The organism is Siphonobacter sp. SORGH_AS_0500 (assembly GCF_002838835.1).
Lineage (GTDB): Bacteria > Bacteroidota > Bacteroidia > Cytophagales > Spirosomataceae > Siphonobacter.
Map to the genome: position 1 here is coordinate 245,072 of NZ_NHPP01000007.1, position 22,863 is coordinate 267,934.

14 protein-coding genes are annotated in these 22,863 nt (G+C 45.5%); 10 read left to right on the forward strand and 4 right to left on the reverse strand.

Going from position 1 to position 22,863, the window contains the following annotated elements; all coding sequences use genetic code 11:
- Positions 1-343 precede the first annotated feature (343 nt).
- The 5 genes from BWI96_RS10500 (at position 344) to BWI96_RS10520 (ending at position 3,817) form a co-directional block, all read left to right on the forward strand.
- On the forward strand, positions 344-769 hold the full coding sequence (locus tag BWI96_RS10500) for a DUF2958 domain-containing protein (RefSeq protein ID WP_106636594.1): 426 nt from the start codon (positions 344-346) through the stop codon (positions 767-769).
- 159 nt (positions 770-928) lie between these two features.
- Positions 929-1,198, forward strand: coding sequence for an AlpA family transcriptional regulator (locus tag BWI96_RS22365; RefSeq protein ID WP_106636595.1), 270 nt, complete (start codon positions 929-931; stop codon positions 1,196-1,198).
- 76 nt (positions 1,199-1,274) lie between these two features.
- On the forward strand, positions 1,275-2,192 hold the full coding sequence (locus BWI96_RS10510) for a hypothetical protein (protein ID WP_157830307.1): 918 nt from the start codon (positions 1,275-1,277) through the stop codon (positions 2,190-2,192).
- On the forward strand, positions 2,193-2,669 hold the full coding sequence (locus BWI96_RS10515; protein WP_106636597.1) for a JAB domain-containing protein: 477 nt from the start codon (positions 2,193-2,195) through the stop codon (positions 2,667-2,669).
- Positions 2,670-2,884: 215 nt separating this feature from the next.
- Positions 2,885-3,817 (forward strand): ArdC family protein, encoded by a 933-nt coding sequence (locus tag BWI96_RS10520; RefSeq protein ID WP_106636598.1) that lies wholly within the window; start codon positions 2,885-2,887, stop codon positions 3,815-3,817.
- A gap of 36 nt (positions 3,818-3,853) precedes the next feature.
- Here BWI96_RS10520 and BWI96_RS10525 read toward each other — a convergent pair whose 3' ends face one another.
- On the reverse strand, positions 3,854-4,642 hold the full coding sequence (locus BWI96_RS10525) for a TIR domain-containing protein (RefSeq protein ID WP_106636599.1): 789 nt from the start codon (positions 4,640-4,642) through the stop codon (positions 3,854-3,856).
- A 613-nt stretch (positions 4,643-5,255) separates the two neighbouring features.
- On the opposite strand from BWI96_RS10525, the gene BWI96_RS10530 reads away from it, so the two are divergent.
- From BWI96_RS10530 to BWI96_RS10545, 4 genes are all read left to right on the forward strand, one after another.
- The gene (locus tag BWI96_RS10530) at positions 5,256-6,311 is read left to right on the forward strand and encodes a hypothetical protein (RefSeq protein ID WP_106636600.1); all 1,056 of its coding nucleotides are present in this window, start codon (positions 5,256-5,258) and stop codon (positions 6,309-6,311) included.
- A gap of 77 nt (positions 6,312-6,388) precedes the next feature.
- Entirely contained in the window at positions 6,389-12,508 is a 6,120-nt protein-coding gene (locus BWI96_RS10535) for a CARDB domain-containing protein (RefSeq protein ID WP_198555229.1), read from the forward strand.
- A gap of 20 nt (positions 12,509-12,528) precedes the next feature.
- Complete coding sequence (locus BWI96_RS10540) at positions 12,529-17,256, forward strand: RHS repeat-associated core domain-containing protein (RefSeq protein WP_106636602.1); 4,728 nt, start codon at positions 12,529-12,531, stop codon at positions 17,254-17,256.
- A 37-nt stretch (positions 17,257-17,293) separates the two neighbouring features.
- On the forward strand, positions 17,294-17,833 hold the full coding sequence (locus BWI96_RS10545; RefSeq protein WP_106636603.1) for a hypothetical protein: 540 nt from the start codon (positions 17,294-17,296) through the stop codon (positions 17,831-17,833).
- A gap of 68 nt (positions 17,834-17,901) precedes the next feature.
- On the opposite strand, the gene BWI96_RS21580 is transcribed toward BWI96_RS10545, so the two are convergent.
- Positions 17,902-18,117, reverse strand: coding sequence for a hypothetical protein (locus BWI96_RS21580; RefSeq protein ID WP_157830308.1), 216 nt, complete (start codon positions 18,115-18,117; stop codon positions 17,902-17,904).
- A gap of 64 nt (positions 18,118-18,181) precedes the next feature.
- Between BWI96_RS21580 and BWI96_RS10550 the strand changes: the two genes are divergently transcribed.
- Positions 18,182-19,531 (forward strand): T9SS type A sorting domain-containing protein, encoded by a 1,350-nt coding sequence (locus BWI96_RS10550; RefSeq protein WP_106636604.1) that lies wholly within the window; start codon positions 18,182-18,184, stop codon positions 19,529-19,531.
- Positions 19,532-19,636: 105 nt separating this feature from the next.
- On the opposite strand, the gene BWI96_RS10555 is transcribed toward BWI96_RS10550, so the two are convergent.
- Both BWI96_RS10555 and mobF read right to left on the reverse strand, forming a co-directional pair.
- Entirely contained in the window at positions 19,637-20,041 is a 405-nt protein-coding gene (locus tag BWI96_RS10555; RefSeq protein ID WP_106636605.1) for a hypothetical protein, read from the reverse strand.
- On the reverse strand, positions 20,025-22,769 hold the full coding sequence (gene mobF / locus BWI96_RS10560) for a MobF family relaxase (protein ID WP_232793678.1): 2,745 nt from the start codon (positions 22,767-22,769) through the stop codon (positions 20,025-20,027). The genes BWI96_RS10555 and mobF overlap by 17 nt, the downstream gene beginning before the upstream one ends.
- Positions 22,770-22,863 lie beyond the last annotated feature (94 nt).

Genomic DNA, 22,863 nt, shown 5'->3' on the forward strand with positions numbered 1-22,863 from the left:
TAACGTAATTTTTAATAAAAGTTTCCACATCGCTAAGGTGGCTTATCTCCTGGCGTTACGGTATGACGCTTTATCAATTCAATATCGCCACAATAATTACAGGCAACGGATTCATATACCATCCTCAAATGTAATTACATGTTTATATCACTACCTCTGCCTCCATTAATATTAATATAGAAGGTTTTCCCATGATCCAAATGTAAAATGGAGAGGCCTACATTGGCTTTTTAGCTGAAATGATTTGCTGGTTATCCTTGTGGTATATTTGAAATCTAACCTCTAACTCATTTTCTAACGGTGTACGTTCAACGTTTTGGACTCTAGTATGCGGAGGTAGAGGATGTCCGATCTTCTTTCACGGGATTTAAAAGAACGAATGCTCATCAATGGTCAGGATCATTTAGATGGCAATGACGTGGATCGTATGCCTGTAGTCAAGCTCTTTACTCCTTTTGGAAGAGCTACCTGGATTTTAACAGAACTTAACCCCATGGATCCTGATATCGCATTTGGTTTATGTGATTTAGGATTCGGCTCACCTGAGCTTGGTTATGTGTCCATTTTTGAGATGGAAAGCGTCATCCGATTTGGAATGCCAGCAATTGAAATTGATAAACACTTTACCCCTGAAGACCCTTTATCTGTTTATGCGGAAGCGGCTCGTCTGGCGGGTCGGATTACTGAAGATCCCAACCTGCTCAAGCGGGCAGCCGTTAATTGCCTGATGCGTTTATCGGATAAGAAATTGCCTAAGCCAGACCGGTGAATTTCTAGGCACCGCTATCAATAAAGTTGATCCTGTTTAACCTTCATTAATCAATCTCGAATTGAATTGACGCTCCCAAAGCTGTCCTGTACGGACTGGATCTGTAACAAAAAAGCAAACACCAACCTCGTTACAGCTTTTGATTAAAAGGAGTCTTTTATGCTAACCCCAATCCTGCCCGAGTTAATAGACCGGAAGGCCGCTACCAAGTATCAGGGAGTGATCTCTGATAACTCTATACCAACCCCATTGCTGCCCGAATTAATGGATCGGAAAACCGCTGCCAAGTATCTGGGAGTGGCCCCGGATACCTTATCGGTCTGGGCATGTACCAAACGCTATCCGCTCAAACGCATCAAAATAGGTCGGTCGGTCCGTTACCGCCGCAGCGATCTGGATGCGTTTCTGCAAGAAAGACTCTGCTCTTAAAACAGACAGGCCGAAAGTACTGCGAAAACTTTTCCGGCCCTAGTTCGTCACCCACCGATTTCTAGCGAGAATTCTAATGAATAGCGAACCTGCTAACCATATATCTATTTCCGAAATATTGGTCAAGCTTCATCTGTTACCGGCTTCACTCGACGCGTCATGCTCTTTTTATCCATCCCCCTTTCATCCCGAGCATTTGCCTACGTTATGTATCAAACGGGATACGAATGAATGGTATGACACCAGCCTCGAAAAGGGGGGCACACTCCTGGATTTTGTCTGTGAATATTTAGCCTTTCAAAAGGAAGCCTCTACCCAGGCGGATGCGAAGCGTTGGATCGATAACATGGTTCGCAGGCCCGATCACCTTCCGCTGGAACTGTACGGCCATTCAGATCCGCATCAATGTGAAGACGCTCTACTGGTATTCAAAAAAGCTGGCCTCATCGAGCATCTGGGCCTCATCCGCTACCTGGAAAAACAGGGTATTCCGCTGGTGGTTGCCCAGCAGCATCTCAAGCAGGTCTATGTGCTCCATAAGAAAACCAGAAAGCATCTTTTCGTTTTAGGTTTTGATAACGAAGAGGGCGGCTATGAATTACGCAATCCTTTCTTTAAAGGCTGCCTTCGGCCTAAAGCCCTATCCTTCATTCGAGGCAGCGTTCCTGGTACGGCTACTGTGCACGTCTTTAAAAGCTGCTGGGATTTTCTCTCGGCTCGTACCAGAAATACAGCCCCGTTTCAATCGGATAGTTTGGTCTTGAATGCGTACGAGTGTTTAGGGCAGGTGTACCCTTATTTGCAGCATTACGGCTACCAAACGCTGTATTCCTGGATGGATCACGATGCAGCGGGCAAACGAGCCACGGCTTATCTCACAAATTCGATCCGCTCCATCGAAGGTCTGCATCATAAGACGATGAGCCCGGTCTTTACTCCACATCGGGATGTGCACACTTGGCATTTAGCCCGGCTTCGGAACGCGGAGGCCTAGATGACAGCAGAAGCATTGGATGTGACCTCGCTTTTAAAAGTCAATGAGATCGAACTCGTCTATCGCAACCCCATTGCGTACGAAAACCGACTTCAGGTCTGTTCTTCGCAGACTGCTTACGAGATTCTTCGCCGGACTTGGAATGAAAATCGCATCGAGCTTGTCGAAGAATTTAGAATTCTCCTGTTAAACCAACATAACCACTGTCTGGGTGTTTCGACGATTTCGTCGGGTGGGTTAACGTCCTGCCTGGCGGATCCGCGTCTGATCTTTGCTACGGCCCTGAAAGCCGGAGCGACCAGTTTGATCCTGGCTCATAACCATCCTAGTGGTAACCTGACGCCTAGCTCCGCTGATCGAACCCTGACGACGAAGTTAAGGGAAGGCGGCAGGCTACTTGACATTGCCATTTTAGACCACCTCATCATCACGCCTCAGCATTATCGGTCCTTAGCCGATGAGGGCTTGCTGCCTTAAGCGTGAAACAGGGTTTGGAAGCGGTACATCAAATCAAGACTGCCATCGTCAATCGGGTTTATAGCCAGGAATGTACCTGGCCCGCTCGCTTTCCCCAACCACAATTTTCCCCGGCTTTCAGCCTTCCTCGCGAGCCAAAATTCTGGTTGGTGCACTCGCTTGATAGCCAGGTATTTTCATTCCTGTAAACCCTCTCTTGACATGGAGCTTTCCTCATGACCCGTTCTTCACCTTCCGTTTCTTCTCATCACGCCAGCGATGCATCCCCACCTACCAACGATCTCTATGCCCGCATTACCGGTAAAATCATGGCGGATTTAGAGCAAGGCCAGCTCACCTGGCGTAAGCCCTGGAACGCCGAGCACCTGAATGGTCACATCAGGCGGCCTTTGCGTTGGAATCAGGAGCCTTACACGGGTATCAACACACTGCTGCTTTGGAGCACTGCCGCTGAAAAAGGATATGTATCTCCCTACTGGATGACGTTCAAGCAGGCGTTGGAATTAAAAGCCAATGTTCGAAAAGGCGAGAAGGGATCACTCGTGGTCTATGCCAACACAATCACGCGGGAGGAAGAAGACGCCTCGGGAGACATTACGACGCGATCCATTCCGTTCTTAAAATCCTATACGGTTTTTAATGCCCAGCAAATTGAAGGGCTGGACGAACGATTCTATACCGTTCAACCGCCAAAAGAAACATCATCAGTAGCTCGCAATGAAACCTTAGACCGCTTCTTTGCCGAGACCAAAGCGGATGTCTATACGGGTACGCAGGCTTCGTACTCGATCACGACGGATCGGGTGCAAATGCCGCCCCTCGAAAGCTTTGAAAGCACCGAAAGCTACTACGCCGTACTGGCCCATGAAATTACCCACTGGACTCGTCACCCCAGCCGCCTGAACCGTGATTTAGGTCGTAAGAGCTTTGGTGACGCGGGCTACGCCAAAGAGGAACTGGTCGCTGAACTCGGAGCTTGCTTCTTGGCGGCTGATCTGGGCTTCGAACCCATGCCGGAAAGCCAGCATGCAGCTTACATTCAATCTTGGCTGGACGTGCTCAAACAGGATAAACGCTTTATCATTCAGGCGGCTTCTCACGCTCAGAAAGCGGCTGAGTACCTACACGCCCTACAACCGTCAGCCTAGTTCAAACTCCTCTGTACCTTTGAATAGAGGAGTATATCAAATACGATCTGAAAAATTAACGGGGATCTTGAAGCCAGCGGCTTTTAGCTCACGTACCAGTTTTGCTTTCCACTTGCCGGCTTTATCATAGGTCTGATAAACCACGCCAGTAAAATCACTGGGTTGTTCAATAGTTTCTTCGGGGTGTAGTACGAAGACATTTTTACGGCCTAATTTGGCTAAAAAATAGCCCAGCTCTAATACAACGTTCTGTCGTGCTCTTGGCTTTGTCGGTGCATCTTTGTTGCTACGGCCTTTTACACGCAGACGCCCTTCATCATCCGCTGAACAAACAATCACAGCATATTCACAGCGATCAGCCTCTTTAATGAATTTTTCGATCACTGTCTGACCACCATCATCTTCCCGCTCCAATATAACCGTTGGCAATCCCAATCCTCTCAAGGCACTCTGAACATTGTCGCGCATGGATAAGTCCCTACCATGAACGATAAATATTGATTTATTTTCCTTATCAATCAATCGCAGAAGATTGATAAGACCTGTTCGCAATTCTTTTACTGCTTGATCCGAAATCCATGAACCCTGACGGCTGTTGGAGTCAGGTAATTTAGATTTTAGTTCAGCAAGTTTCTTTCCATACGACGCCCCATTGGTTAGATTAGGATGTTTTGTTAACCATCCAGAAAGGCCCGAAAGTAAAGTACTTAATTGTTTCGCCGGGGGCGTCTGCTTAGAGATGGTCTGAAAGCCATTTGATAATCCTATATCTAGGGTATTGGCTTTCTCGATTAATTGACGAAGCTTTGTCTTGTCTAAATGCATTAGAGGTAAATGAATTATTATATATAATCTAAAATAATAACTATTTCTTCTTTTCCCTAGGACTGACTAAAAATACACTGTTTCGCCGTAGCCTGTGGTAAAAGTGAAGCCAACAAACCAATCCTTTTTCTCTGTAGCAGCCATTTTTTCTATCGCGTAAATAACCGCCATTACTCTTAGGTATGAGATAAGAATAAATCAACCATTGCTGAGTTACTTGAGTAACCGTGATCATTACAGTACGAACAAAAATTGAGCATTGGTATTTTTTTAGTTTTGTCTTTAGAAAAGCAGTGCTTAGGGGAGATAAATTATAGTTAATTAAAACTATAAATATATTATTCATGTAGTCTCTTACTGTCTAAAAATCCATTCATTTATTACTTTATATTTGGTCTATTATTACAAGAAGTAATGTGAAAAATATAGAGCACAAAACATTTTAACGCTTAGTATTGCCTTAACAGCAAATACCCATTTATAGGCATTTCATTATTCAGTTATATTTAGTCCATTTGTCCATATATCCAATCAGTGGTTAAGTTTTCATAGCAAACTTATTTTTAACTATAAATGAGCTTGCTATACACCCATTAATTAACCTAATTCCTGTATGAAACACATTCTACTTCTGGTAGCGGTCCTCGCGTGGACTTGCACGAGCACCCATGCAAAAATTTGGCGAGTTAATAATAATAATGGAGTAGCCGCTGATTTTACCACTTTGCAGGCTGCTCATAATGGTGCAGCGTCCGGTGACACGTTACACCTGGAAGGATCACCCACTAGTTATGGCTCGCTAACCTCAGTTAAAAAGCTGGTTATCTTAGGACCTGGTTACTTTTTGGATTTAAACGTCGGACTCCAGGTTTTAAGTTTGACGGCAAAGACTTCGTACATGATTTTTAATGCAGGAGCCGATGGTTCAGTAGTTATGGGTTTAGATTTCGATAATAATAGTCTTAATATTTATTGTGATAATGTCACTATAAAGCGTAATAAGTTCTCAAGAATTAGTTCTAACGTATTAGATCAATATACAGGGGCAATTCATTTGAATTACAAGCAGAACAATATTTCTAATCCCGTAACGAACATTCTAATTACTCAAAATTACGGTTTTATAATTAACATCAACTATCCTTCTAATAGCATCATTGTTACCAATAATTACATAGGATGTGATGCAGCTTCTGGCGATGCCACGACAGTGTCAGCTTTAAACATGCATGCAAATGCCGTTGTTATTCTGCAAAATAACATATTCCGACGGGGAAAAGTGACGGCTCACAATAGCACCATCACCAACAACATTCTTTACGCAGGGACTTTTGAAGGAACGGGCAATCTTATTTCCAATAATATTGCGTCAGGCACGCAGTTTGGCTCGCAAAATGGCAATAAAGCGAACGTTAACATGAGCACTGTTTTCGAAGCCGCTACGAATAGCGACGCCTACTGGAAATTAAAAAACGGCTCTCCCGCTCTTGCTGCGGGTTACGGAAGTACTGCTCAAAACCCGATTGATTGCGGCATCTTTAGCGGACCAGCTCCCTATGTGCTTTCTGGAATTCCACCCATACCTGCGATTTATTTCTTCACGAATCAACCCGTCGGCAGTAATGGTGATCCAATAGATGTAACCATCAAAGTACGATCCAACAACTAGACTCCAAGCGTATTCTTTCTCTGTCAATCTACTAGAATGCTGCTGGTATGAGACTACTATATACCTATGGGATTAGGTTGTTAGCATTGCTATGCTGTTGGTTACCCTTTCAGCTAAATGCTCAACAGATCTCTCAACTTGAGTATTTCGTTGATAAAGACCCCGGATTTGGCAAAGCAATTCCCGTTTCCATCACGCCAGGCCAAGATATTACGGCCAACTTCTCGGTGGACGTTAAAAATTTGTCGGCGGGCTTTCATACGTTATATGTGCGGTCAAAAGTAAAACCTTACCAGGTAAGCGAGGGAGATGTGAATGTGACCAAGGGCAGCTGGTCGTTGACTCAAACACGTATATTTTACAAGGAAACGTTTGACAAACCAGCTCTCACATCCGCTAAAATCATCCAGGGCGAATATTTTATTGATGTAGATCCGGGCTTTGGAAAAGGCAAGAATGTATCCATTACCTCAGTGGCAGACTCTAGCCGAACGTCTTTGACGTTTGATCTCACAACCTTATCCGGTGGCTTTCATCGCTTATATGTTCGTTTTAAAGACAATAAAGGGCATTGGAGTCTTACGCAAACGCGAACCTTTTATAAAGAAAATGTATCTCTCGAATCCTCTACTTTAGTTCCGCTTGTTGCAGGTGAGTATTTCGTTGATCAGGATCCGGGATTTGGTCAGGGGAAATCCATTTCCTTTACGCGTGGTATAGATCTTAACAATGTTTCGCTAATCTGTGACCTCAGTGGCCTATCGCCGGGATTTCATCGACTTTATACACGCTTTAAAAATGCCACGGGGCATTGGGGACAGACGGCTAATCGTACGTTTTACAAAGATGTCAGCCTTGCCCCCACAAGCACATTGCCTAAAATCCTTCAGGGCGAATATTTTGTTGATGTAGACCCAGGCTTTGGTAAGGCAAAAGCTATTTCCCTACCTGGCAGTACCACGTCCACCAGTGCAGACTTTGCGGTGGATGTTTCAGGCTTATCCAATGGTGTCCATCAACTCTATACCCGCATCAAAAACGAAAATGGAAGCTGGAGCCAAACGAATGTCCGATCTTTTTACAAGCAGGATTTTTCTCAGACGCAGCCACCTTCTGAAATTACACAGGTCGAATATTTTCTGGATCAAGACCCTGGCTTTGGAAAAGGAAAACAGCTCTCCTTTACCCCTGCGATAACTATCGATACTTTGGTCTTTGAAATTGATGCTCAAAATCTAGCTTTAGGAGATCACATGCTTTACGTGAGAGCTAGAAACAAGCAAGGTCAGTGGAGTATTACTAATCGGAGCACGTTTCGCGTAGAGCCACCAACAGGGGTCTTTGTTACCATGGGAGTACTCGAAACGGTGCTCTGCATAGGCAAGCAGGTTTCCATTCCTTTTACTGTCAATAGTCCGTTTTCGGAAGGTAATGTATTTACGGCTCAGCTGTCAGATGCGAAAGGCGACTTTTCATCACCTCAAAATTTAGGTACCTTTCGGAGCACTTCGTCTGGAACCATTGTTGGAACCATTCCTTATTCTACGCCACCGGGCAGCAATTACCGCATTCGAATTGCCTCCAGTAATCCCGTTCGGATGAGTACTGCGAACAGCATCCCTTTAAGTATTAGCCGCGTGCCTTCCGTATTTAGTGTAATAGGTGATACGGTTTCCTGCATAGGCGTTAAAACCTACGCTTTGAAAAACGCAGATGCTACTGCGGGGCTGTATAGGTGGTCTCTTTCTGGCGGAGGCAGCTTGCAGTCTAATGGCACTACATCCACGATTCAGTGGGCCGCTCCTGGCCTGCATACGATCCAGGTTAACTACACCGGCGTCTGTGCAGGAAGTGACTCCATGAAAACACTCGCTGTAAATGTGTTCAATGAATCTCTGACGGGTAGTTTTCAAAACCTGCTTCCACAGGATAATGAAACGAATTTATCCATGCCTGTAGCTTTTACCTGGTCTCCTATAGCTAAGGCTACACTTTATGATCTGTATATCTGGCCTAAAAATTCCTCCAAACCAACGGTTCCTACGATTGCCAATATCAGCACAATTAATCATGTTGTTTCTGATACGAATCTGATCCGCAATAACCAAACCTATCAATGGCAGGTGGTTGCTAAACGTGATTGTAAAGAGTTAGCAGGACCCATTCGTTCCTTTCAAACCAGTCAATTGCCCGATTTGGTCGTGGAGTCAATGTCGGTTCCATCTACAGCGGTTTCGGAAACAGAATTGACGGTGAACTGGACGATCAAAAACCAGGGAAAAGGGGGAACTAGTAGTTCTTGGTTTGATGAGGTCTATTTGTGTGATCAGCCTGATCTGGATAAAAGCACGCAAAAGTTTTTAATGGGCAGAGTTGCTAATTTAACCGCTCTATCGGCGGGGCAATCATACCGGGCGGTTAATCTAAGCTTTAAAATTCCGCAGGCCGTACAAGGAGATTACTACATCATTGTTACTGCTAATGCTACCCGTTCCATTCGAGAAAGTAGCCTGACGAATAATCAAAAAATCAGCTCCACGTTAAAGATTTCTTTAGCTCCTCCACCAGACTTGCAAGTGACGGCCGTAACGGTTTCGCCGTTGAATGCTTTTTCTGGTGGTGAAGTCACACTGGTATACACGGTTTCTAATAAAGGGACAGGACCTACGACCGCAACCAGCTGGACTGATCAAGTGTTTATCAGCAAAGAACAAACGGTTAATGTCACTAGAGATAAAATTCTGTATACGTATAGCAGGCAGGGTTCGCTAAATAAAGAAGGGTCCTATCAGGTAACCCAAAGGTTAAAACTACCGCTGGATCTTTCAGGCCTGTATTACGTTCATGTGGTGACGGATCGCTACAATGGGGTTTTTGAATACAACCGGGAAGACAATAATAGTCTAAGTAGTCTTGCCATGACAATTATCCAAAGACCGAACCCAAATTTGGTCGTTAGCAACGTTGGTAGCTCAGTTACGCAAGCGTCAGCAGGTCAAACGGTTACAGTCAACTGGACAACGGCTAATGACGGGGCACTAACGGCTATTCCAAGCTGGGTGGAAGGAGTTTATCTTTCATCGGAGCAAACATTCAATGCTACCTCCGCACGTTTGATTTCTCAGTTGACTCGACGAGATAGCCTATTTTCACTCAGCAGCGTTCAAACGCAGCAAAATGTCCAGATTCCACTCACCCTTAAAGAAGGTGACTATTACCTCTTCGTTGTAGCCGACCTGTACAAACAAGTCTATGAAAATACGGATGAGTCCGATAATATTGCCCTCGCAGTAAACAAAATAAAGGTTTTGAATCCGGACTTGAAACCACAAAGCCTATCCAGCCCCTCTGCCGCCGCTTCAGAAACAACCATAGCATTGCAATGGAAAGTAAAAAACGAAAGTGACGCAACTCTTTATACCGGGCAATGGATAGATCGAATTTACTTGTCCAAAGATCAAATCTTTGATCCAGCATCCGATGTGCTGCTAGTTGAAAGTCCCTCTAACCAATTGCTTGACCCAAGCGGAGAATATACCAAAAACGCTTCTGCCGTTTTACCTCCGTACCTTTCTGGAACGTATTACCTGATCTTGGTAAGTGACGCTACCAACACCATTTTTGAACGCGTTGAAACGAATAACCTTGTCACGGCTCCTCTTACCATTACCCTTTCTTCTTGGGCTGATCTGGAAGTCACGACGCTCGTAACACCTTCCGTAGATACGCTGGGGACACCAATAACTATTCGGTATACGGTTAGGAACAGTGGAGCTGGAGCCCTGCTTAATAAAAGCTGGACAGATGCGATCTACTTGTCGCCTACGCCCGTTCTCAATGAATCCACTCGGGTTCTACTCGGCACTACTCATCAAAGCCGTAGTCTCACGAGTGGACAATCATATGTCCAGCAAACCGGCTTCCCCAGTCCCAGTAACCTCCCGGCTGGTTCCTACTACATTGCCGTTCGATCGGATATTGATCAGGTTATTTTTGAAAATGGATCTAAAGCGAATAACGAAAAGCTGGCGAGTACCCCCACGAAACTCGTAACCTTACCTGCTACGGACTTGGCTGTATCCACAGCATCTATTCTTAATTCTATTGTTATCGCAGGTCAGACGGTGAATGTACAATGGTCGGTTAAAAATAATAGTGCAAGTCCGACCGCAGTTCCAACGTGGTCAGACGCCGTTTACCTGAGTACGAATGCTACGTGGGATGCTTCGGATGCGTTGTTGGGAAGTATTGCAGTTATTTCTCCTTTAAACTCAGGAAGTTCCTATACCAGCAACCTAACGGTTACGCTACCACAGGATATCAGCGGAAACGTGTTCTTCATCGTTGTCACGGATCGTCAGCAACAGTTAGCAGACCCGAACCGATCTAATAACAGTCAAACCATGCGTTTAGCGAACGGGAATACAAGCATTCCCGTTGTGACACCTCCGCCCGTAGACTTGGTTCCTACGCTGCTAGCACCGCCTGCTAATGCTATCGCTGCTCAACCCCTAACGATTCGCTATAAGGTAAGAAATAACGGTTTAGGCTCGACGCCAGCCCAGACGTGGATTGATCAATTCTATCTGTCTACCGATACGCAGTTAGGAACGAATGATCTATTGTTGGGGTCTCGCTCACACTCAGCAACATTAGCAGCAGGAACAGAATACACCGATACACTACAGTTCATTATCCCTGCGAATGTGAATGGGAATTACTACCTGCTTTTTAAAACAGATGCAACGAATGCTGTCTTTGAACGAGGCAATGAAAATAACAATGTGGTTCATGCAAATCTGTTTGTTACCCAGCAGCAACCCTCCGATCTCATCGTTAAGGATGTAACACTCCCCAGTGGACAGTCTTTTGCAGGAGAAAAAATCGCTATTCGATGGACGCTCAACAACATTGGAACGAATGCTTCCAAGGGAATCCTTCGTGAAGCAGTATATATCTCACAAGATGGGATTTGGGATGCAACAGATGTATTATTAGGTACCTTAGAAAGTGTAATTAACCTTTCGGCTCAAGCGAGTATTGTTCATACGCTGGAAAAACCATTAGCAAACCTACCCACGGGACAGTATTACGCCATTGTCAAAACGGACATTCTCAATACTATTGTTGAGCAAAACGAAACCAACAATCAGGCGGTATCAACGAACACCATCGCCGTCTCTGTCAAAGAATTACGCTTAAATACCTTGACAGCCGCAACGCTACCAGTGACGGCTCCGCTGTATTATCGGATTGAAATTCCGGCTTCCCTGGCAGGTGAAACCTTAGCTTTGACCTTAAAAGGAGATTCAGCTAAAGGTGCCATCAACCGGCTTTTTATCCGTCAGGGAAGCATGCCTACCGTCAATCAATATGATTACAGCGGGGCTACACCTTTCCTGGCTAATCAGGAATTAATAGTACCGTCTTTGGAGGCTGGAACGTATTACGTGTTAGTGACCGGTGGATATTCGACGGCACAAAATCAACCCGTTTCACTTTTTGCGAGAATCATTCCATTTGGAATTAAAACGGTCGATGCTAATCAAGGCGGAAACACGGGTTTAGCAACCCTGAAAATTACAGGCGCCCGGTTTAATTCGCGCACCAGTTTCCGGCTCAGGAAAAACGGCTCAGAGAACATCACGGCGTATCGCATACAATACATAGATCAGACGCTGGTTTACGTCACATTCAATCTGCTCAACAAGCCCCTTGGCTTATACGATGTAGAGGCCGTGCAAGCCGGAGGGACTACTGCTGTGTTGCCGAAGAGCTTTACCATTACGCAAGGAACGGGTAATCTCTTTACGTCCACCAATACGGGTACTACGGTTGGATCTGGCTTTGTGTGTTCCATTACAAACGTCGGATTTGAAGATCAGTTTGAAACCGAACTTGTAACCCCGGCGAGTGTCCGTTTTGCAGCAGTAACGTCCTTCATCGTTAGCTATCAGAATAATGGATCGGTGGATATTCCTGTTCCTACAAAATACCTACTCTCCTTGAATGAGAATAACCCGGTTGCCTTTTCGGTCGATCAGTTAAAAGCGAACAACAGCGAGCTGGTACTCGAGTTCAAGGAAGAGGGAGGGCCTCCAGGCATTCTTCGACCGGGAGCCAAAGGCTTTTTCAAGGTTTATACGGTTTCGAATAATCGTACTATTCCGTCCATTGATATTGTAATCACTGATTAATCGCTTAATCTCCACCGTCTATGGTCCGCCTGCTGTTTGTTGCAAGCTTTCTTTTCATGGGCTTGGCTAGTCCTGGGCTATTCGCACAGAACCGGACCCGCCCTACGGTTCCGGTTCCCAATGGATTTGAAGTCAATAGTTATACAGGTAATCTCTACCACCGCCGAACCGATGTCAGTATCCCCGCCCAAGGGATGGCCATTGACGTTACATTTTCTTACAACGCTAGTCGCCGTTCACGGAACTGGGGTTTAGGGAAAGGATGGACGTTCACTTACAATATGGCTTATCACCCCGATTCCAAAGGAATTTGGGTTGAACAAGCCGATGGCCGTCGGGATTTTTATTCGAAATCGGGGACTGGATATACCTCCCCAACAGGCATTTACGACGTATTAAAGGAATATGAATCGGGTAAATTCTACGTCGAAACCAAGGAGGGACTACGGTATTACTTCGATAACTCTCGTCATAAACGTTTGACCCGAATGCAGGATCTGGATGGTAATCAGATTAGTCTGGCTTATTCGGATACCTTGCTGCAATCACTGACCCATTCCTCAGGTCATACCTTACAATTTACTTGGACGCAGGGACGTTTGGCGACGATTGAGGATCGAACCTGTTCGCCTGAACGTAAGTTGACTTACGAGTACGACCAGGATGGCAACCCGTCCAAAGTAACGAATCCTCTTGGTGATTACGTTCGGTATTACGCGGATACGTCTGCTCGCATCACGGGATATTCGGACGAAGGAGGAAATAACATGAGTTTCCTTTATAACCGTAATGGGGCCGTTTCCCGAGTGATTTCCTGTGCCACCAGCCATACCTTCAGCTATGTATCTCGTCAGTTTAAAACCTTCGTAGCTGAACAGGCTAATGGGCAGAATGTCGTTACCACTTACACCTTTGATGAAAAAGGCCGCGTCATTGAAAAAAACGGGAATTGCTGTGGCTATCATCTCGAATATGGTTACGATGCCAATAACAACATTATTCGTTTGACCGATGGCAACAAGAAAGCAACGCTTTATGCCTATGATGCCAGAGGTAATGTACTGAAAGAAACGGATCCGGCTGGCCAGGTGACATCCTATAGCTATGACCAAGTTTTAAATCGAGTCACCAGTATAACGGATAAAAAGGGTAACCAAACCACTTATACGTACGATGCCAAAGGGCATTTGCTAACCGCTAATAAGCCGCTGGGCAGCACTGAGAAATCAACTTACGACGCCAAAGGTAACCGGCAGACCTATACCAATGCCAATAATGCAACCGCCACTTACTCCTACAACGCTGCTGGACTGCTGACGCAAATAACCGATCCCGAAGGTGGCGTTCGGTCGTTCACGTATGATTGTTACGGCAATCTCTTGACGGAAACCGACGCCGATAAAAACCAGACCATCTACGTCTACAATGCTCTAAATCAACGCATCAAAATGACGGATGCATTGGGCCAGGTGACAACGTATAGCTATAACAAGCTGCGTCTGCTGGAGTCGGAAACGAATGCCTTAGGAAAGATCACGCGATACGAGTATGATGGGTTAGGAAGACGCATCAAAACTACATTTCCGCTGGGAAATAGTACGCTGGCCGAATATGATGGTCAAGGTAACCTCATCAGGGAAACGGACAGCCGGGGAAATGTTACCCAATATACCTATAACAGTCGCAAACAGCCTTTATCGATCACGGATGGGCTGGGACATACGGTCTTCTACGAGTATGATGGAGCGGGCAACAAAATCAGTGAAACCGATAAGAATGGCAATACCACTCGATTCACCTATGATGACCTGTATCGCCTAAGTAAAGTGACTGATGCTTTGGGTGGCGTTACCACCTACAGTTACGATGCGATGGGAAACCGCATCGCCGAGATTGATCCGAATGGGAGCACGACGACCCATCAATATGATGCCTTACAACGGCTCGTAAAAACGATCGACCCTTTCCAGAAGTTGGAAGAATATGCGTATGACGCGGTAGGAAATCGTCTATCGGTAAAAGACAAAACAGGCCGCACCACAACAGCTACCTACGATAAACTCAATCGTCGTACCACACTGACCGATGCGTTAGGTGGAGTAACAACGTTCACGTATGATGCAAGGGGAAATAGAGTGTCGGAAAAAGATCCGTTGAATCGCACCACGGCCTACACCTATGATGCTCTGGGTCGTTTGATGGGTGTGAAAAACCCTTTGAATGAAGCAACGGCTTATACGTACGACGCTTTAGGAAATGAAAAGACCGTTACTTATCCCAATGGTAAACTCGAAACCCATACCTACGATGACAATAGCCAACTGCTGACGACGACGGACCAAGTAGGGACGATCATTGCCTATACGTATGATGCTAACGGTAATGTGCTCACGGAAAAAGACGGCAATGGTAATACGACCTCTTTTCAATACGATGCCGATGACCAACTGATTAAGACCACCTTTCCCAACCAAACGACGATTCAGCGAGCATACGATGCCAATGGCAACAAGATTAAAGAGATAGACCAGAAAGGGAATGTAACACTCTTGGTGTATGATAAACTTAATCGGACCACGACCTTGACCGATCCTTTGGGCCATCCCAACCGCTTTGTCTATGATGCGAAAGGCAATTTGGTCAATATTCTGGATGCTAAGGGGAATGCAACGTCCTATACGTATGACGCCCGGAACCAGGTTACTTTGCAAACCTATGCAGATGGTTCAACTAAACGCTTTGCCTATGATGCGGCTGGACGGTTAATCGAAAAAACGACGGGTAACGGGACCAAGATTCAATATACCTATGACGCTCTGGGACGAATGACTGAACGTCAATACCCTGGCAACGTCAAGGAAACCCTGGCTTACGATGCCGCTGGCTTTCTCATCAAAGCGGCTAACGCGAATGCAATCATCACACTCTCCTACGATGCTGCTGGACGGTTACTGAAAGAAGATAACAACGGTAAAGCGACGACTTATACCCACAACCCTTCTGGGAAGACCAAGACTATAACCTACCCCGGAGGGACGAAGATCGAATGGACGCTTGATGTGCGGGATCGACTGCTCGACATCAAGAAAAATGGGGCTTCGCTGGCTGGCTTGCAATACGACGGAGCGGATCGACTAACGAAGAAAACGTTTCAAAACGGAACGTCCGCCAGCTACAGCTACGATAAGATGAACAATTTGTTGAGTCTGACGGCAACCCCTGCGTCCCAGTTAAATATTCTTTATCAATACGACGCGGCAGATCAACGAACGCTAGCCGAACGCGTGCACAAACCCACCCGCTCAGAGCAGTACGGATACGATGCTAACTTTCAGTTAATCAGTGCGAAAGTTGGACAGTATAGCAACAATCAGCTCATCCCTAACCTGAATTTTCAATATATCTATGATGCTTTAGGCAATCGAACCAAAGCAGTAGAAGGCTCTATAGAAAAGACGTACACCGCCAATTACGTCAATCAATATACGGCGATCAACACCAACAATAGCAACGCTCCTCCGGTATATGACCGAAATGGGAATCTACTCAGCGATGGACTCAATACCTATACTTATGACTTTGAGAACCGGGTAACCTCCATCCAGAAAGGAACGGATCAGGTAACCTATGCCTATGATGCCTTGGGACGCCGCATCAGCCGAATGCAGAACGGCGTAACCACCCAATATTACTACGATTTGGATCAGGTGCTTGAGGAAGTGACGGGTACGTCGACCAGAACCTATGTGTATGGAAACGAGATTGATCAGATACTCTACAGCAACAACGCAGGCAAAGATTACTTTTATCAGACCGACGATCTCCATACGGTTCAATCAATAACTGACGGCTCTGGCAATCTGCTGGAATACTACACCTACGATCCATTTGGTACACCTCATGTCTTTAGCCCAGCAGATGTAGAGCTAGCAACTTCGTCTATCAATAATCTACTATATACAGGAAGGCCCTATGAATTTGCTTTTAAAACCTATCATTACCGGAATCGAGAGTTAAATCCAATCTTGGGACGTTTTGCTCAGCGGGATCCGTTAGAGTATATCGATGGCCTTAACAATTATGCGTATGTTAATAACAACATAATTAATGCGACAGATCCATTAGGGTTGGTCAATAAATTAGGTGTTTTAGGAGCAATTGGAGGTATCATTAGCAATGGAATAGGCTTTACAAGCTCGGCGGTTGTAGCTCTCGGCGGAGCTCCTACTATTGGTTTAGGTGTTGCTGGAGTTGCTGGAATGGGGTATTTTGGCTACGGTTTTTATCAAAATTACCAAAATCTAAAAGCTGCCTGGAGGGATGAAGAGCCAACTAGTACTGGAGGAGCGTTTGGAGATGTAGCGAAAGCATTATTCCCTTGCAATATACCATTACAGTTAGCTGGAATCGGGTTAGATGCTATTGTGGGAATAGCTGGAGGGAATATATTAATTAAGAATGCTGGAAGTGTTTTAAACAAAATTCTTTCATCTAAGAGAGTTAATGATATTATTGAATCATCTGGTCCATTAGGACGCTTAACAAATGGAACTCAACAAGGATTTATTGAAGGTAATATAGATGAAATATTTATGTCTCTTTCAAAAGGTAGTAAACAAATTACTAATAATCGAATACAACTTCCAGACGGAACTTTTATCACTAAATATAATGCATCCTCAAACGGAATTGCGACAATTGCAATAAATAAGGGAGGGACATTGTATAAGATACGTATAAAAAAATAAATAACTAATGATTTTGTAGGAAAATCAGGTTCATACTATGAAAAATAAAGTATTTGAGATAAATTCAGAAGGGGTAGGCCAAATATTTCCTCCTGATATGGTATTTAAAAAAAGAGAATTTAAATTCCTATTAAATATGGGAGGCGACTTATTTAATAGTGAAATAGAATACATTAGCTTTATGAATTTAATGAAAGAATTAAATGAAAAATATGTACATATACATGAGAATATAAATCCGATAAAATCAGAAAATATATTACCCTTTATGGAAAATATAAAGACTGACGTTGATTATAATAGTTATAAACATAAAATAGAAAAATTTGATAATATATTTGGACTAATAACTAGTGACTTTTTCATTTATGGGGATAATGAAAGCTGGGGAATTTATTTATGCGAGTATCCAAGTATCACGATTATTGGGTGTGATGATAAATATGTAAATATGTTTGAAAGAGTTTTTAATATAGAAAAAAGTAGTATTAATAGAATAGAAAAATTTCTTATAAAAGAATTTGGAAGTAAACATTTGTTTGAAAATATGATCTATAATTATAAAATCAACTTGTGAATGACTATTTTTTTGTAAAATATATTTTTAAATTAATGTATTGTATACATAATACTTTCAACGAAAATCTAAAAGTTTATTGACCTATCTGCTCTAGATGAAAAATCTATATAGATTACTTGTTTTTTTTCTTCTCTATCAATCTGTTTTGCACAGGAAAAACCTTCATGTAATCCTGGTGATTCAGAGGGTAAACCCGGTTGTCCCAGCGGTGATTGTTCGGAAATCTTACCGCCGGGCATTTCTATTCCGGTAGTTCGTGCTTCAGACCCCAATGAAATCATTGGCCGTCCGGGTTATGATACCTTACGGCGGTGGGTCTCGGTCAAGCAGACCCAGGAATACAAGGTGCTGTTTGAGAACGATCCGGAATTTGCCACCGCTCCGGCTCAGAACGTTACTATCTATGTTCCCATCCATACCAAGTTAAACCCATCATCACTCCGGATCAGTGATTTTGGATTTGGACGTTTCAATTTTTCCGTTCCACCCAATACCAGCGTCTACACCAATCGCTTGGACGTGCGGGATAGTCTGGGCGTGTTTGTGGACATCACAGCAGGCCTGGATGTAACCAACCGCCGGGCATTTTGGATTTTCCAAAGCATTGATCCTGCTACCGGATTAGCTGCTACCTTGCCGGCGAATACAGGCTTTTTACCCGTTAATGACAGTCTGAAGCACAATGGGGAGGGCTATGTTACATTCAGTCTGCTGCCCTTAAGCAATAGTCAAACCCAGGATACTATTTCAGCCCGTGCCAGCATCATATTTGATGTAGAAGAGATCATCGCCACTAATCTGTGGAAGAACACGATTGATGCCGGTGTGCCCCAAAGCAAGGTCAAACCCATGGCAGCGGAAGCTCAAGTCCGTTCCTTCAACGTTACTTGGGAGGGAGCCGATGATGCACAGGGCGTTGGAATTCGGGAATATAGTTTGTATGTGTCTGAAAATGGGGGGGTGTTTTCTCTTTATAAATCAGGCCTGACCACGACTTCAACGCAATTTACTGGTGCTGTTGGCAATACCTACGGCTTCTTTACGCTGGCTACGGATCACGTGGGAAATCAGGAGGCCATGAAATCAAAAGCCGATGTTTCCGTAAAAATTCTGGCTGAAACTGGATTGCCTCTGCGATGGCTCTTCTTCAAAGGAAAACCAACGGTCGAAGGGGTATACCTATCATGGGCGACCGTCTGGGAAGTAAATACGGATCATTTTGTAATCGAACGATCCCTGGACGGTAAGCATTTTACCGATCTGGGCAAAATCACTGCTGCTGGAGAGTCCCGTGAAACGAGGAATTACCAATATCTGGATGTCGAAGCTTTGCAGCTTAAAACCAATGTCCTCTATTACCGATTGGTGCAGGTGGATAAAGATGGTATTCGGAGCCATTCCTCCATCATTTCCGTGCAACTTATTCCTGGCGGACCTGAGCCTACTGTTAAAGCGTACCCCAATCCGTTCAAGCAAAACCTGACGTTAGAATTCGTCAATCTCACTCCAACGGCTGAACGGGATCAGGTTATATTATATTCAGCCGATGGAAAATCACTTTACAAGAAAAGCCTAAAAAACGCCAACGGATCAACCATCTTACTGGATGAGTTACCAGTCCTGCCACGTGGCGTATACGTGTTAAGGGTATCTATTCAGGATAAGCAATACACGTTTAGGATGATAAGAGAATAGTTAACCCGTCTCCGCTGAAATGACGTACGACCAAGCTTGGTATGTACGTCATTTTATGTATCCTCTATGCGTCAATTAACCCCACCGAAAGCTTACTATAACATTTCAGTTTTTGGGCTTTTCCACTTCCATATTGACAATAAGGCTCTCTCCCTGGGTACGGTCTATGATATAACGGGCATCAATGGCAGTAATAATACGAGGCAAATGATCCAACAATTGCAGGAAAAGAGCTTCTAATTCATAGCCTTTCAAGACCACTTGATGAGAGGAAAATTCCAGTCGGATCAGGTTCAGGTCCGGGCCAGGTAAAAACTCAGCGGCAATCAGATAGGCATAATTAAAGAAATAACGTCTTCCTTCTGGCCAAACCAGACATAGGTTCCGGGCGTAGCCGATGGGGTGGAACACCTCATGATTGGGTACAATCTGCCCCGGCTGTTTGGCTTCTAAACTCGCCGGGTTGTTTTCCCGCATCTGGTCAAAGCGTGTTTTAAATCCGTGGTCCATCGTCTTTACTGATCTGCTTTTGTTTGGGAGTGGGTTGCTTAAGTGGGTCCTTGATCGGTTGTCTTGGCAATTGCTGGCGGATGGTTTGCTCGGCCAGTTGCTGGGTTTTAGGTTGTTTTGTTAACAGCTCTAAAGCAGAAGTGCGATCTCCCACCCGCTTGGCGTAGTTTAGTAAGGTTTCTTTATCATCCGTGTAAACGCGAGCCCGATCTCGGCCACGAGACACCGAAACGTAGAACTGTTTCGAGGTCGTGGCCGGAAACGTTTCGGCGGGCTGCCAGATGAACACTTCATCAACGGTTTTCCCCTGCGAAGCATGGCTGGTCACGCAATAGGCATGAGCCAGGTGACCAAACTCCTTACCAACCCGGTATCGGGTTTTACCCCCTGACCCTAGCAGAGTGATTTGCCCGTCTTTTTTGACGGAGGCGACCTCCAGCAATTGCCCGTTATTGAGCCGTTTGTCCTGATCATCAAAACCGTTACGGGTAATACGGATTTTGTCTCCTTTGGAAAGAGCTAAGGGCTTGGACCGATAGATTTCATAGGAACTACTTTTATTGGTCGGTAACACTTGCGTTTCATCCTGACTGTTGGCAATAGTAACGTGATGATCCGTACGCTCCGTGACTCTCCAGCGACTTCCCCGCTGAATACCGGAGAGGTTCTGGTTGAATTGAATGATATTTCCCTCTTCAATGATCGACCAATCTCCTTTTTCAGCTTCGGTTAGATTACGATTCACGAGCCGATGCACAACAACTTCCTTCTTTCCCAAAAGGCCTTCGTCCCGCAAGTCCTTGCGAATGCTGAGCGTTAATTCATCTGCCTGCTGACGGGTGGGCGAAATGACCAGAATGGACTTTTGGTCTTTGACGGCCTGCTTATAATCCGCCAGCAGTTCCTTCGTGGGTTTCAATGGATCAACCGCAGTAATCGCCCCAAGTCCATCGAGTTTTTTTAAAGCAGACTCAACCATCCCGTGGGACAGATCCGTGACGATCGACCGATAATCTTCATTACGCTGTCGATAAATTTTAGTTACCTCTGCTGTTTGAATCCGCCCCACGGTGTTGAGAATCCGTAACGCGTCCCCGCGAACCACGCTGGAATGTTGACGCGTATCACCGCCCAGGATAAGCCGGGCATTTTGCCGGGTCGCTAGTTCCAGCAGAGCGGTCATGTCCTGAGTTCCCAAAAGCCCCGCTTCATCCACCCAGAGAACTTGCCCCGCCAAAGTTTCCTGTCTTTTTTTATTCAGGAGTAATTGTGTGACCGTATCTGCTTGCTTAAACCCTTCGCTGCGTAAGACCCCATGCGAGGCTTCCGACGTGGGAGCGACGACGGTGACCGTCTTGCCCGCAGCTTCCATGTGCTTGACGGCTTCTTGCATCAAGGTCGTTTTCCCAGAACCTGCCACCCCTCGGATAATAGAAACCCGATTAGAGGTAGTCAGGACATGTTCCACGGCTTGGGCCTGCTTGCCCTCCAGGGCAAGCTTGGGAGCTTCCAGATACAAGGGCCTGAGTTTGCCCTGACCGCTGCGAGCGAGCTTAACCATGCGATGCTCCTCGGCAATCACCTGCCGGGTTGTGAGGAACTTCTGATTCCCATCGTCAATCGCGATGACCCGTGGATCGGCCTGCAAGCAGAGATCCACAGCGTCAAGTGCAATGGATCGCTGTCCAATGCTCTGTCGGTAGGCTCTCGCCAGCAGGCGGCGATCCGGCAACACCGAAGCTCGCTCAAATCCGTGGAGCACGGCCTGATCGACGCAATCCTTGGCATGGACGATCTCCCGGATCATCTCCGGTGCGTGCCGGATGATCCGGGCTCCGTCCTCTGGGTTCCCTTTCGGGTTTAGCTCCTGGATTTGCCGTTTCCAGTCAGCTTTAAGCTCGGTCATGCTCACACCCGTTTGTTTTTTGCTGCGGGTGCGGGCTCCCAGTTCACTAAGCTCGTGGATGTCCGTAATCCCTTTTTCTTTGGCAACCCGACCAATCTCATCCGTACGTTTGGAGAACAGCTTAATGACGTCTTCAGGGACGTTTTCAATTTCAAACGACTGCTCAGTTCGACGGATACCATACCCTAAATCGATGAGTTGATCTGATAGGTACTTGTGAAATCGAGCTTGGTAGTAGGGCATATCGCGTTTGATGTCGCCGAATTGGCCTGCTTTGACGCGGCCTTCGGCTTCATCAAACGTGGCGTTGAAGACAAAGCAGTGGGCATGTAAATGAGGGTCGGGGAGATGCCCTTCGACAGGCCGGGCCGTCTGGTGAATAAAGTCCGCCCACATCAGTTCACCGGTGGATCGATCACTATAGGATCCTTCCTTGCGAACGCGAGCTTTGCTATCAGCTTCAATATCCAGCATCGTCTGTTGCACACTCGCCTCGAAGGCTTTGAGCAGGTGATCGTCCTTGGCTAGGGCGTGCAGAATCGATAAAGATTTTGGGCTGTGAAAGTTAATGTCATATCCCACGCGTCGTTCTTCGTTGGTTCGGGGCGTCAGGGATTTCCCCGTCGTTGGGTTGACATTTTCACACAAAGCAAAGAATACCTCTTTGCTGGCTGGGCCCGTTAATCCCAATCGTTCGGCCAATTTGCCCCGCACATAACCGCTCATCTCCTGATCATTGATGTAATAATCAGCTTTGGAGAGGGCCTGACTGAAATAGGATTTGGCATGGTCAGCGTTGCTGGCCTGGATCATCCGAATCATGGGAGCAGCTTATAACAGGAGCTTGAAACCAGCTTTTCATTCCACCGAGCCTTAACGACGAAGCAACAGCCTTAATACCAAGCCTTCGAGGCCT

Excerpts from the sequence above, each read along its gene's own strand:
- mobF (WP_232793678.1), bottom strand. The coding sequence starts at position 22,769 with ATGATTCGGATGATCCAGGCCAGCAACGCTGACCATGCCAAATCCTAT.
- BWI96_RS10520 (WP_106636598.1), top strand. The coding sequence starts at position 2,885 with ATGACCCGTTCTTCACCTTCCGTTTCTTCTCATCACGCCAGCGATGCA.
- BWI96_RS10510 (WP_157830307.1), top strand. The coding sequence starts at position 1,275 with ATGAATAGCGAACCTGCTAACCATATATCTATTTCCGAAATATTGGTC.
- BWI96_RS10540 (WP_106636602.1), top strand. The coding sequence starts at position 12,529 with ATGGTCCGCCTGCTGTTTGTTGCAAGCTTTCTTTTCATGGGCTTGGCT.
- BWI96_RS10525 (WP_106636599.1), bottom strand. The coding sequence starts at position 4,642 with ATGCATTTAGACAAGACAAAGCTTCGTCAATTAATCGAGAAAGCCAAT.
- BWI96_RS10555 (WP_106636605.1), bottom strand. The coding sequence starts at position 20,041 with ATGGACCACGGATTTAAAACACGCTTTGACCAGATGCGGGAAAACAAC.
- BWI96_RS22365 (WP_106636595.1), top strand. The coding sequence starts at position 929 with ATGCTAACCCCAATCCTGCCCGAGTTAATAGACCGGAAGGCCGCTACC.
- BWI96_RS21580 (WP_157830308.1), bottom strand. The coding sequence starts at position 18,117 with ATGATTTCATTGGGGTCTGAAGCACGAACTACCGGAATAGAAATGCCC.
- BWI96_RS10545 (WP_106636603.1), top strand. The coding sequence starts at position 17,294 with ATGAAAAATAAAGTATTTGAGATAAATTCAGAAGGGGTAGGCCAAATA.
- BWI96_RS10500 (WP_106636594.1), top strand. The coding sequence starts at position 344 with ATGTCCGATCTTCTTTCACGGGATTTAAAAGAACGAATGCTCATCAAT.
- BWI96_RS10530 (WP_106636600.1), top strand. The coding sequence starts at position 5,256 with ATGAAACACATTCTACTTCTGGTAGCGGTCCTCGCGTGGACTTGCACG.
- BWI96_RS10515 (WP_106636597.1), top strand. The coding sequence starts at position 2,193 with ATGACAGCAGAAGCATTGGATGTGACCTCGCTTTTAAAAGTCAATGAG.